We start from the raw sequence: 13,237 nt of genomic DNA, 5'->3' as shown, positions 1-13,237 counted from the left end.
TAAAAAGGAATGAATCAAAGATGCTAAATTTAGTACTCATGATGATTGAACGAGTCGGACTTATAGTTATTTTAGGATTTTTACTCTCTCATATTAAAACTTTCAGGCGCCTCCTTCATAAACAGGACGGCTATGTAGATAAGCTTAAGCTTATTTGTATTTTTTCGGTATTTACAATTGTAAGCAATTACACTGGGATTGAAATAGCAGGAAATACGATTATGAATGAAAATTGGTTACAAGGTGTTTCTTCGTCAAGTACAATTGCGAATACGCGTATTATGGGTGTTGGTATTAGTGGCTTACTTGGTGGCCCTATCGTAGGGGTTGGAGTCGGGTTTATTGCTGGTATTCATCGTTATATGCTTGGTGGTACGACAGCGCTAAGCTGCGCAATCTCTTCTATTTTAGCGGGGATTATAACTGGTTATATCGGATATATTTTCAAAAAATATAATCGTACAATTACTCCTAAGTTTTCAGCAGTTTTAAGTGTTTTTATCGTATCTTTAGAAATGGTTATGATTTTATTAATTATAGAGGATGGAGTTAGCGTTGTGAAAACAATAGCGATACCGATGATTCTTGTAAATAGTTTTGGGAGTTTTATTTTACTTTCTATGATACAAGCTATTTTGCGTCAGGAGGAGAATGCAAAAGCACTTCAGACTCATAAAGTATTGCGTATTGCTGATAAAACGTTACCGTATTTTCGTCAAGGCTTAACAGAAGAATCGTGTAAGCATGTGGCACAAATTATTCACCGCTTTACAGGAACGGATGCGGTATCTTTAACAGATACAGAGAAAATATTAGCGCACGTTGGATTAGCATCAGATCACCATATTCCTTCACATAGTTTAATAACTGGTTTATCAAAAGAAGTTTTACATACAGGGCAAATAATGAAGGCGAAATCACGTGAGGTTATTAATTGCCAACATGAAAGCTGTCCCTTACAAGCCGCTATTGTTATTCCACTAACTTCACATGGAAATACGATAGGTACATTAAAACTGTATTTCAAAAATTCTAACCAGTTAAGTCGCGTTGAAGAAGAATTAGCAGAAGGGTTAGCAAAAATATTCTCCACGCAGTTAGAGTTAGGAGAAGCTGAGTTGCAAAGTAAATTACTTCAAGATGCGGAGATAAAAGCATTACAAGCGCAAATTAACCCACACTTTTTATTTAATGCGATTAATACAGTATCAGCTTTATGCCGAACAGATGTAGAAAAAGCAAGGAAGTTATTATTACAGCTTAGCGTGTATTTTCGTTGTAATTTGCAAGGGGCACGTCAGTTATTGATTCCACTAGAGCAAGAATTAAACCACGTACAGGCATACTTATCACTAGAACAAGCAAGGTTCCCAAATAAGTATGAGGTAAAGATGTATATTGAGGATGAGCTAAAGACAACTTTAGTACCACCATTTGTTCTTCAACTATTGGTTGAAAATGCATTGCGACATGCTTTTCCGAAGAAGCAACCAATATGCGAAGTGGAAGTGCATGTTTTTGAAAAAGAGGGTATGGTTCACTTTGAAGTAAAAGATAATGGACAGGGAATTGAGGAAGAACGTTTAGAACAATTAGGAAAGATGGTAGTTTCATCAAAGAAAGGGACTGGAACAGCTTTATATAATATTAATGAACGTCTTATTGGGTTATTTGGGAAAGAAACGATGCTTCATATCGAAAGTGAATTAAATAAAGGGACGGAGATTACCTTTATTATTCCAAAAAAAGTAGGGGAGGAAGAGCCGGGTGTTAAAAGTATTAGTAGTTGACGATGAAATGTTAGCACGTGATGAACTAAAGTATTTATTAGAGAGAACGAAAGAAGTTGAGATAGTTGGTGAGGCTGATTGTGTGGAAGACGCATTAGAAGAACTAATGCAAAGTAGACCAGATATTGTGTTTTTAGATATTCAATTATCCGATGATAACGGATTTGAAATCGCGAATATATTAAAGAAGATGAAAAATCCACCTGCAATTGTATTTGCTACTGCCTATGATCAATATGCGTTGCAAGCATTTGAAGTAGATGCATTAGACTACATTTTAAAACCATTTGATGAAGAACGTATTGTGCAAACATTAAAGAAGTATAAAAAACAAAAACAAGCGCAAATAGAAACGAAGCACGAAATAAAGGGGACAGATGTAGCAGCAGAGATGCATAAATTAGCATTACCAATTGAAGAATCAATCGTACTTGTGAATATTGAAGACATTATATATGTAGGGCTTGTAGATGGGAAAGTAACAGTAAAAACAATGAGGGAAACGTATGTAACACATGATACACTTGTAATTTTAGAGAAGAAGTTACCACAAGCAAGCTTCATGCGCATCCATCGTAGCTTTATTACGAATATTAATCATATTACTGAAATTCAGCCATGGTTCAATTCTACTTATAATTTAATCATGAAAGAAGGATCGAAAGTACCTGTTAGCCGTACATATGCAAAAGAACTCAAGAAGCTGCTTCGTATTTAAGAAGCGGCTTTTGTATTTCATCCTTTTATATTTGTAACTGATTCTGTATATTTGACGTTCCGTTATGTAAACGCTTACTTGGGTGTTTATATCCTATACAATAAAGGTACCAAATCGAAAGAGGTGGCCAAAATGAGTACGAAAAAAGTATATAGTTTCTTATCACAAGCATTTATATTCTCAGCTATTATGTTAATTTCAAATATTATTGTAACGCATTTACCAATTCCAATGCCTTCATCGGTAATCGGGTTAGTTATTTTATTTAGTCTATTATGTTTAAAAGTAATTAAATTGGAGCAAGTTGAATCACTTGGAACAGCTTTAACCGGTATTATCGGATTCCTTTTCGTCCCATCAGGTATTTCAGTTATTAATTCTCTTGGTGTAATGGGGCAATACTTTGTACAAATTTTAACCGTAATTGTTGTAGCAACAGTTATTTTACTCGCTGTAACAGGATTATTTGCACAATTCATTTTAGGAAAAGATGAAAAAGAAACAGAAGATACAAAAGAATTGAAAGTAGTAAATAAAGGACGCAAGCACGGAAAGGTTGCGTAACCATTGCATTTATATATTGTTAGGAGGTAATGAATATGGCAAGCACAATGACTCCATATTTCGGAATCGTCGTTTCATTAATCGCATACGGAATCGGAACATTATTATTCAAGCATTCAAAAGGGTTCTTCCTATTTACACCATTATTCGTAGCGATGGTATTAGGCATTGTCTTTCTAAAGGTAGGTAACTTTACTTTTGAAGAATATAATACTGGTGGAAAAATGATTAGTTTCTTCTTAGAGCCAGCAACAATTGCATTCGCTATCCCACTATATAAACAAGTTGATAAGTTGAAAAAATATTGGTGGCAAATTTTATCAGCTATCGTGGTTGGATCTATTTGCTCAGTAATTGTCGTGTTCATTGTTGCAAAAGCAATCGGTTTAGATACAGCAGTAATGAATTCAATGCTACCGCAAGCAGCAACAACAGCAATTGCGTTACCAATTTCAGAAAGTATTGGTGGTATTCCTGCAATTACATCGTTTGCGGTTATTTTCAACGCAGTTATCGTATATGCATTAGGAGCATTATTCTTAAAAACATTTAGAGTGAAACATCCGATTGCAAAAGGTTTAGCACTTGGAACAGCGGGCCATGCATTAGGAGTTGCAGTAGGAATTGAAATGGGTGAGGTAGAGGCAGCGATGGCAAGTATTGCTGTAACGGTAGTTGGGGTTGTAACAGTAGTTGTCATCCCAATGTTCATGCCATTCATTGGATAGTAAAACTTACTTAAAAAATAAGAAAAGCAAGCTATTTGTAGGACAGATTTCTACTGATAGCTTGCTTTTTATGTTACAGTAGTGGTAAGACCTATTTAAAAAAATGTAAGTTTCCTTAAATCTTCATTAATACTATGTAGAATACGTTTTGAATTAGGTCATTGTATTGTAAAATAAGAAGTAAGCTACTATATACCTGTTAAGGTAGGCATATAATGAGTTTATAAAAATCTTAATATGAATGAATAATTAAAAGTAGAAAAGAGAGAGAAATCTACTTATTAACGTTTTAGTTTATAGGACAGGAGAGAGTATTCGTCGATTATGCAAATAAAAAACCTGTTTCAAAGCAAAGGATTTCAGAGGTTACTCGTATTAGTAATACTTGCTCTCGTGTTATACGGGCTGCAAAGTATGTTGAATTTAATATTAATTACGTTTATTCTCACGTATTTAATGGATCGATTCCAAAAGTTTATTTCCCGCAAATTAGATCATTTCATGCCTATTAATCGAAAAATTATTATAGCATTTCTATATGTAATGTTAATTGGTGGAATTGCTATTACGCTATTTAAATATTTACCAGTATTAACGATACAAATTTCACAATTGATTTACCAATTCAATGTATTTTTAAGAAACCCACCAGATAGTGAACTAATTAGGTATGCAGTTAATGCTGTCAATCATATGGAGCTTTCTAAATATGTAGGACAAGGCGTAGACATTTTGTATAAATCGATTACGAATGTTGGTAAATTTGGCCTTCAAGTTTTACTTTCTTTAATTTTGAGTTTGTTTTTCTTACTAGAAAAATCTCGTATTGTTGGTTTTACTGCAAAGTTTAAAGAAAGCAGGCTTGCAATTTTCTATACTGAAATTGAGTACTTTGGAAAGAAATTTGCACGCTCATTTGGAAAGGTAATCGAAGCACAATTTTTAATTGCTGTTGTTAACTGTGTTCTTTCAGTTATCGCATTATGGATATTAGGATTCCCGCAATTATTAGGTTTAGCGTTAATGATTTTCTTGCTTGGCTTAATTCCAGTAGCGGGGGTTATCATTTCGTTATTCCCACTTTGTATGATTGCTTACAATATTGGCGGTATTATGTACGTTGTTTATATTTTAATTATCGTAACAGTGATTCATGCGCTTGAAAGTTACGTATTAAATCCGAAGTTTATGTCGCAAAAAACAAATTTACCGATTTTCTATACTTTTATGGTATTAATTTTCTCAGAGCACTTCTTAGGTGTATGGGGACTGATTATCGGTATTCCAATTTTCATTTTCTTATTAGATGTCCTAGATGTGACAAGTGATGAAATGGAGAAGGATGTTGGAACGAAATAAAGTGAAGTAGAGAAAAAGCATCGATGTTCGATGCTTTTTCTTTTATAACATTATGTTTCTTATGCCATACTGTAAGGAGAATATAGAATAGGGGTGAAGTAATGGCTGTAAATGAAAAGGTAGAAGTGGCTACATTTGCTGGAGGGTGTTTCTGGTGTATGGTTTCTCCATTTGAAGAGATGGAGGGAATTATACAAGTTGTTTCAGGTTATACAGGCGGTCATAAAGAGGACCCAACGTATAAAGAAGTGTGCTCAGAAACAACAGGACATTATGAAGCGGTACAAATTACATTTGATGCAAACAAAATGCCGTATGAGGAATTGTTACATATATATTGGAGACAAATTGATCCGACCGATATTGGAGGACAATTCCACGACCGCGGACAGTCTTATGAAACAGTGATTTTTTATCATAATGAAGAACAACATAAAAAAGCAGAAGCCTCAAAAGAAGAACTTGAGCAGAGTGGGCGCTTTTCAAAACCAATTGCGACAAAAATATTGCCAGCAGCTACATTTTATCCAGCTGAAGAATATCATCAAGGATATCATAAGAAAAATACATTCCGTTATGAGTTATATCGTAAAGGCTCAGGACGAGATGCTTTTATTAAGCAACATTGGCCAAAGGATAATGCTCATTTAAAAGAAAAACTCAATGAGATGCAGTTTTATGTAACGCAGGAAAATGGTACAGAACCACCATTTCGAAATGAGTATTGGAACCATAAAGAGGAAGGTCTTTATGTAGACATCGTTTCAGGTGAGCCGTTGTTTACTTCTCTAGATAAATTTGATAGTGGATGTGGATGGCCTAGTTTTACAAAACCAGTTATGTCAGCAAGTGTGAAAGAAAAGATGGATGTGAGTCATAATATGACACGTACAGAAGTGAGAAGTAAAGAAGGAGATTCACATCTTGGACATGTATTTCCAGATGGTCCAGGACCGAATGGACTTCGTTACTGTATTAATTCCGCAGCTCTTCGATTTATCCCGAAAGGGGAGTTAGAAAAAGAAGGATACGGTGATTTCTTAATCTTGTTTGGGAATAAAAAATAACCTCGCAGTTAGCGAGGTTATTTTTTTGCTATTTTGTTTTTTTCTTTTTAAATTTGCTTAATACTTCATAAACGATTGGAACAATAAGAAGTGTTAATAATGTTGAACTTGTTAATCCACCAATTACCGTTACACCAAGTCCTTTAGAAATTAAGCCGCTACCTTCAAATCCTAATGCAAGCGGGATAAGAGCCCCGATTGTTGCAATTGCAGTCATTAAAATCGGACGAAGGCGTGTTGCACCAGCTTCTAATAAAGCTTCACGTGTTGATAAACCTTCATTTTCTTTATGAATAACGCGGTCGATAAGCACGATTGCGTTTGTTACAACGATACCGATTAACATAAGCGCCCCAATCATTGCAGATACACTTAATGTTTCACCAGAGATTAATAAGGCAACAAGAGCCCCAATAATTGTGAATGGTAGCGAGAATAAAATTGCGAATGGTGCAAGGGCACCGCCAAATGTAACGACAAGAACGAAGTATACAATGGCAATCGCAGCTAACATCGCTAGGCCAAGTTGCTTGAATGATTCTTGAATATCTTTAGTAACACCGCCCATAGAAACATCTACACCAGAAGGAAGATCCATTTTATCTACTTCTTTTTGGACTGCAGCAGATGCTTTTGAAACGTCATCAGATGTTAATTTTGCACTAACCTCTGCATAAACACGGCCATCTCGGTGTGTTACTGTATTCGATGTTTCACCTTCTTTTACAGTCATAACATCTTTCACAGCTACTTCATTACCAAGTGGTGTTGTAATTTTGCGATTTGTTAAGTCATCGATTGTTTCATAATTTTGTTTTTCAGCTTCTACATATACATTGATATCTTTACCGTCTTTTTTAATAGTTGTCAGAACAGGGCGGTCATGTTGATTAGAAAGTCCCATTCCAATTTGAGCAGCCGTTAAGCCCATTTTACTTAGCTTTTCTTGATCTGCGACTAAAGTGTACTCTGCATATGTTTTTGCAATACTAGAATCTATATCTTTTAAGTCTTTATTTTTCTTCATGATATTTTGAATATCTTTTACGACAGGCTTAATGTCTTCTGAGCTATCTCCGTAAACGTATAGTTTAATTTCATTACTACCGCCACTTGCTCCGAAGTCTTGGTTTTTCCATTCACCTTTGCCAGACATCTTCTGTAAATCTTTAACGACTTGTTCTTTTTCTTTTTCGAAGTTTTTCGTGTCGTTATCATATTGAACGAAGAACATAGCTTGATTTGTTTGACCAGGGCTCATTGGGTTCTCTCCACCTAATGAGAACTGAATTGTTTTCACGTCTTTATTATCTTGGAAGTGCTTTTCAGCTTTCGTTGCAATTTTTTCAACGTCTTCTAATGTTTGACCTGGTTCAGGTTTGTATGTTGCGATAATCATTTTTTCTTCTTCAGAAGGTAAGAAACTTACACCGATAACGGGCACAAGTGCGAGACTACCAACTAATAGAAGGACAGCAATACTAGATGTAATAATTTTGTGATTTAAAGCCCATTCAAGTATACGTTTATACCCATTTGCTAATTTGCTCGGTTTCTCTTCATGATGTACCTCTTTTTCTCTCATGCTTTCTTTCTTAAATAAGGAATGAGCAAGCATTGGTACGATTGTAACAGCCACTAGTAACGACGCTAATAAAGCGAAGACGATAGTTAAGGCAAATGGTAAGAACATTTCACCAATCATACCTTTTACAAGTCCTAGAGGTAAGAATACAGCGATTGTCACAATGGTAGAAGACATAATAGGGATAAACATTTCTTTCGTAGCTTCACGAATTAAATCTTTTCCGCGCAATTTCTCTTCTGATAACGACATACGTCGGTAAATATTTTCAATAACAACAATTGAGTCATCAACAACACGGCCTATAGCCACTGTCATTGCTCCAAGCGTCATTATGTTAAGCGTAATATCCATTTGCTTTATGACTAAAACAGCAATTAATAAAGAAAGTGGTATTGAAACGACAGAGATTAACGTTGTTCGAATATTTCGTAGGAACAGCATAATAATAACAATCGCAAAGATAGCGCCGAAAATTGCTTTGCTCAGCATTGTTTCAACTGATTTTTCAATAGGTGCACCTTGGTCGAATGTTGAAATGATCTCTAAATCTTTATATTTTTTCTCAAGATCTTTTACTTTATCTTTTACTGCATTTACAACATCAACTGTATTTGCATCAGAGGCCTTCACAATTTGAATTCCAATTGCTTCTTTTCCATTTGTTCGAGAAATGGATTCTGCTTTCCCAACTTCTTTAATGTCAGCAATTTCGTCTAATGTAACTGTTGGAATTCCGTTCATAGCAGCTGGATTCATTTGCGGCGTTTGTGCACCAGCGCCAGCATTTTGACTACCTTGACCGTTAGGTGATGAAGGTATAGCTGGGATTTTGATTTCTTTTAACGCTTTAATTGTTGTAATATTGCCATCTACAACAACTGATTTTTCCGTGTCTTTAAACGTGTATAAGCCAAGTGGTAAAGATACGTCCGATCCCTTAATCACATTTTTTACAGTATCTTCACTTAGTCCTAATTCTTTCATTTTATCTTTCTTGAAGACGAGCTGTACTTCATCTACTTGTTGACCTGCAATTTGAACAGATGCAACACCATCAAGTCCTTTTAATCCTGGTACAACATTTTTCTCTACATTTTCAGTTAAGGTAGCTAAAGATTCATTCTTGCTTGCTACGCTTAACGAAATAACAGGAAAAGCATTGAAGTTTACTCGTGAAACTTTAGGATCTTTAACACCTTCTGGGAGTTTCACATTCGTGAGAGCCTCTTTAATTTCCGTTTCTGCTTTTTCCATATTTTTATCAAAATCGTATTCTACTTGAATAGAAGATGCGTTTTGAAAAGATGATGAGCTCACAACGTTAACACCGCTTAAATTTTGTAGTTGTTCTTCCATCGGTTTTGAAACTTTATCAGCTACTTCTTCTGGTGTAGCACCAGGATAGACCGTAGTTACTGTCACAATCGGTGTTGTAATATCAGGAATTGTTTCCAGCTTCATATTGAGTCCAGAGTAGATCCCTGCAATAGTAACAATAATGGTTAGTAGCCAAACTGCGAACTTATTTTTTAACGAGAAATTGATGATTTTGTTCATGTTTGCGCTCCCTTTTTATTATATTGACCAACTGGTCAGTCTAATACATAATATAACTGACCATTCGGTCAAACGTCAATAAAAAGAGATGGTATAATACATTTATAATAAGATGCGAGATTAAATTTAGGAGAGAAGATATGAAAGAAAAAGAGCGTTTAATTATAGAATCGGCTATGAAGTTGTTTGCGAATAAGGGTGTAAATGCAACGTCGGTACAAGAAATTGTCACCACTTGTGGTATTTCAAAGGGAGCTTTTTATTTGTATTTTAAATCAAAAGATGAGCTTTTATTAGCGACGCTTCGATATTATTATGACAAAATCCAAAAGAAAATGCTGGATATTGAAAAAGAGTCTTTACTACCACGTGAAAAATTTGAAAAGCAATTATACTTTCAGTTTACTGATGTGCAAAAACATAAAGAATTTATTATTATGCATGCAAGAGAAAATGCCATTCCGTTTAATAAAGAAGTAGAAGAGTTTATGCTACGGATGAAGTTAGAATCTCATGCATTTTATCGAGGTAGCTTACTGTCTATTTATGGTGAAAAGGTCAGTCCATATTTATTAGATTTAGTAATTATGGTAGAAGGTATATGCCATGGTTATTTACAATTAATTATTTTAAATGAACCAGAAATTGATTTCGCTCATGTTGCTTCATTTATTTTAAAAAGAGTAGACGATTTAGTAGAAGGGCTTCTAGAATCTTCAGAAGGGCCTGTTTTAAATGAAGAAAAAATGGGAGAGTTTTTTTGTAGCTCAGAGCTTATTAAAGAACAAGTGAAAGAGCATTTTTTAAATGAAATTATTATATTAAAACGAACATTAGCAGACCAACTAGAAAATGATGAGGTTTTAGTTACTTTAGATGTTTTAGAATCCGAAATGAGAGTGCCGAATCCAAGGATTCCAGTTATTCGAGGGATGTTAGCGAATTTAGAAGCGTATAATGATTTGAAGGATTTTAGATTGAGATTAGCTCGATATTACTATATAAATTAAGGCTTTAATCAGTGGGGGTTCATTCCCACTGATTAAATTTGAAAATAGTTTTTATTTTACATTTTGAAATTTATACATGTCACCATAAGCGTTGGTGTCGTTGTATATAAACAATACAATATCTGCATTTTGTTCTTCTAGTTGCTGCTTAACACTTTTTCCTTGCGTGTAACGAGGGTCAATAAAAGTTGTTTTAGCAAAATTACGTGCAAATAAAGGATATGTAGCATCAGCATACGAATCTTTTAAGATAACAAGGTGTAAGTCATTGTCCGCCTTTGTATTAATGATATTTATTTCAGGGAAATCTGTTTGATAAACATTAGCATATCCAGGAGCAGGAATATCTTTTTCTTTTCCATAAAACTGAGTCATTGATTCCTTAGCGGTATCATCTTTAATAGCACCATAGTAAACTGTGTAGTCGTCCCAAGATTCACCGAAATTATAGTGGACATATGGAATTTGTACGGATGAAGTATCGATTAAGCGGTATAATTGATTATTCCAGCTACCAACAAACTTTCCTTTCGGTTTTTCCCAGTTAATAGTGTAGTTATCTTTCTTTATTGGTTGTCCTTTATATTTGTTTGAATGAGAATTAATAAAGTTCATCGTATCCTCATATGCATAAAAGGCACCTTCCATATTCCAATGATGATCTGTAGTTAAATACATTCGTTCTAGTTTTTCGTTAGTAAATCTTTCTTTAAACATTGGTAATACATCAATAATAGGGAATTTCGTTGCTGTCAATTTCTCAGCAAGGTGATCCCTAAGAATTTGTTCGTAACCAAGATTTAGGTAAGAGGGAAGCTTATACTGTAACGCTGTCTGCTTACTAGGAACTAAAGAGAAATAGAATTCTGTTTGTGGAAAATCTTTTTTCAAAGTGTTTAATTCCTGAACACCAGCATCAACATCATTTAAATGATTTTCCATATTAGGTCTATTAAAAATGAATTGATCGTTTGTAACATGAATGTTGTTTACGAATGTTCGATTCATAGAGAGTTGGAATTTTATATAGCTTTCAAGAAAGAGATCCCTAGGTCCAACATGGTCTGTAAAGTGTGTTTCGATACCTTTGAATAACTCTCCAGTTTTTATGGTAGAAGCATTTACAGCAGGTCTAATTGCTAAGTTTCTGTTTTCAAATTCAGAAAATGTTTTTTTATCTATAAGGATAACTTTTGCTGTCCAAATACCCACCCCAAAAATAACTGTAAGGAACCCCATTATTAAAGTGAGGTTTTGAAATTTTTTCATAGTGAACCTCCTTTAAAAACGGAAATAAATAAATGGATTATAAGTTGCATTTGTTAGGAATACTAAAACAATGACTAGAATACTTAAATAATATACTGGCGATAAAACAGCAAATCTTTTTGTCGATAACATTTTTTGTAACCATGGGAATACGGGTGCTGCAGTAATAATAGCTAATAAGAAAATTCCCCAATAATTCATTATATAGAAGTAACTGTTAATATCTGTTAACGGACCGTTAAATCCGAACATGGATTTTAGGAATTCAAAGCAATAACTGAAGTTATCTGCACGGAAAAACACCCATCCAATAATAACTAAAAACATCACGTAAATATGTTGAAGAGGACTCCATAATTTTTGAAGTAGGTTTTCGAGTCCAGCTTTTTCAAGTGCAATTAGAACTCCATAATAAATACCCCAAATCATAAAGGTCCAACTAGCACCATGCCAAAAACCGGTTAGTCCCCATACAATGAAGAGGTTACGGTAAACTTTCCAAGTTGTAACGCGATTTCCTCCAAGTGGAATATAGACATAATCACGGAACCAAGAACCGAGCGAAATATGCCAACGACGCCAAAATTCAGAAATGGATTTTGAGATATATGGATAATTAAAGTTTTCTAGAAAATCAAATCCAAACATCTTTCCTAATCCAATTGCCATGTCACTATATCCAGAAAAATCAAAGTAAATTTGTAGCGTATAGGCAATGGCTCCCATCCAAGCTAATGATACACTCATATCAGAAGGATTCATTGCGAAGATCTCATCGGCTATAACACCTAATTGGTTAGCGATTAAAACTTTTTTACCTAAACCAATAATAAATCGGCGGACACCTTCAGAGAATTTGTCGGCATCAACAGTTCGCTCGTGTAATTGATGAGAAATTGTATTATAACGAACAATTGGTCCTGCTACTAACTGTGGAAATACAGTAAAGTATAAGGCCAAATCAAAGATATTTCGTTGAGCATCGACTTTTTTCTTATAAATATCGATAATATAACTCATCGCATGGAACGTGAAAAATGAAATACCAATTGGTAAAGGTATTTTTTCAAGAACAATATTGGTATGTAAGATAGAGTTAATATTATCTACTAAAAAGTTTGCATATTTAAAATATCCTAAAATAGCGGTGTTCATTACAATTGCAAACGTTAGTAATAATTTTCTTTGACCATTTGTGAAGCGACTATTCCCTAATAAAATCCCAAACCAATAGTTAACAAGGATAGAGAACAGCATTAGGAAAACATAAATGGGTTCGCCCCAAGCATAAAATACTAAACTAAAAAATAATAAAACTATATTTTGTAGTTCTTTGCGTACAGCATAATAAATTAAGAGTACGGCAGGTAAAAATAAACATAAAAAGACAAGGTTACTAAATACCATTTCGATTAATTCCTTTCCTATTTTATCTAAATAATACCAAAAATATCATTGAAATGTAATAATTTAAAAACCAGGATATGATTAACATATTTAATTTTTTATATTGTGGGAGATATAAAAAATCCTTGTTTATAAAAAAAGGCCGTCCCTAAATATTGAAGTGCACCCCAATTGTTAGAC

The 13,237-nt window shown here is 34.2% G+C and carries 10 protein-coding genes; 7 read left to right on the top strand and 3 right to left on the bottom strand.

Features of this window, described 5'->3' with window-relative positions:
- Positions 1-20: 20 nt before the first annotated feature.
- From lytS to msrB, 6 genes are all read left to right on the top strand, one after another.
- Complete coding sequence (lytS, locus tag RT27_RS21605) at positions 21-1,790, top strand: two-component system sensor histidine kinase LytS (RefSeq protein ID WP_043937450.1); 1,770 nt, start codon at positions 21-23, stop codon at positions 1,788-1,790.
- Positions 1,768-2,508: a LytTR family DNA-binding domain-containing protein gene (locus tag RT27_RS21600; protein ID WP_043937449.1), complete on the top strand. Its 741-nt coding sequence runs from the start codon at positions 1,768-1,770 to the stop codon at positions 2,506-2,508. The genes lytS and RT27_RS21600 overlap by 23 nt, the downstream gene beginning before the upstream one ends.
- A gap of 132 nt (positions 2,509-2,640) precedes the next feature.
- On the top strand, positions 2,641-3,072 hold the full coding sequence (gene lrgA / locus RT27_RS21595; protein WP_043937447.1) for an antiholin-like murein hydrolase modulator LrgA: 432 nt from the start codon (positions 2,641-2,643) through the stop codon (positions 3,070-3,072).
- 35 nt (positions 3,073-3,107) lie between these two features.
- Entirely contained in the window at positions 3,108-3,800 is a 693-nt protein-coding gene (gene lrgB, locus RT27_RS21590) for an antiholin-like protein LrgB (protein ID WP_000168869.1), read from the top strand.
- 324 nt (positions 3,801-4,124) lie between these two features.
- Positions 4,125-5,159, top strand: coding sequence for an AI-2E family transporter (locus RT27_RS21585; protein ID WP_001166013.1), 1,035 nt, complete (start codon positions 4,125-4,127; stop codon positions 5,157-5,159).
- Between the two features lie 101 nt (positions 5,160-5,260).
- The gene (msrB, locus tag RT27_RS21580; protein ID WP_016079565.1) at positions 5,261-6,226 is read left to right on the top strand and encodes a peptide-methionine (R)-S-oxide reductase MsrB; all 966 of its coding nucleotides are present in this window, start codon (positions 5,261-5,263) and stop codon (positions 6,224-6,226) included.
- 28 nt (positions 6,227-6,254) lie between these two features.
- On the opposite strand, the gene RT27_RS21575 is transcribed toward msrB, so the two are convergent.
- Positions 6,255-9,371: an efflux RND transporter permease subunit gene (locus tag RT27_RS21575; RefSeq protein ID WP_029443704.1), complete on the bottom strand. Its 3,117-nt coding sequence runs from the start codon at positions 9,369-9,371 to the stop codon at positions 6,255-6,257.
- Between the two features lie 140 nt (positions 9,372-9,511).
- Between RT27_RS21575 and RT27_RS21570 the strand changes: the two genes are divergently transcribed.
- Complete coding sequence (locus RT27_RS21570) at positions 9,512-10,381, top strand: TetR/AcrR family transcriptional regulator (RefSeq protein ID WP_016079567.1); 870 nt, start codon at positions 9,512-9,514, stop codon at positions 10,379-10,381.
- A 51-nt stretch (positions 10,382-10,432) separates the two neighbouring features.
- On the opposite strand, the gene RT27_RS21565 is transcribed toward RT27_RS21570, so the two are convergent.
- On the bottom strand, positions 10,433-11,650 hold the full coding sequence (locus RT27_RS21565) for a hypothetical protein (RefSeq protein ID WP_016079568.1): 1,218 nt from the start codon (positions 11,648-11,650) through the stop codon (positions 10,433-10,435).
- A 12-nt stretch (positions 11,651-11,662) separates the two neighbouring features.
- A complete protein-coding gene (locus RT27_RS21560) occupies positions 11,663-13,057 on the bottom strand; it encodes an MBOAT family protein (protein WP_016079569.1) in 1,395 nt (464 codons plus the stop codon).
- Between the last annotated feature and the right edge of the window lie 180 nt (positions 13,058-13,237).

Source organism: Bacillus sp. L_1B0_5 (genome assembly GCF_000836715.1).
Taxonomy (GTDB): domain Bacteria; phylum Bacillota; class Bacilli; order Bacillales; family Bacillaceae_G; genus Bacillus_A; species Bacillus_A thuringiensis_S.
Note: the sequence above shows the minus strand (reverse complement) of the source record. Positions and strands in the feature narration are given on the sequence as shown.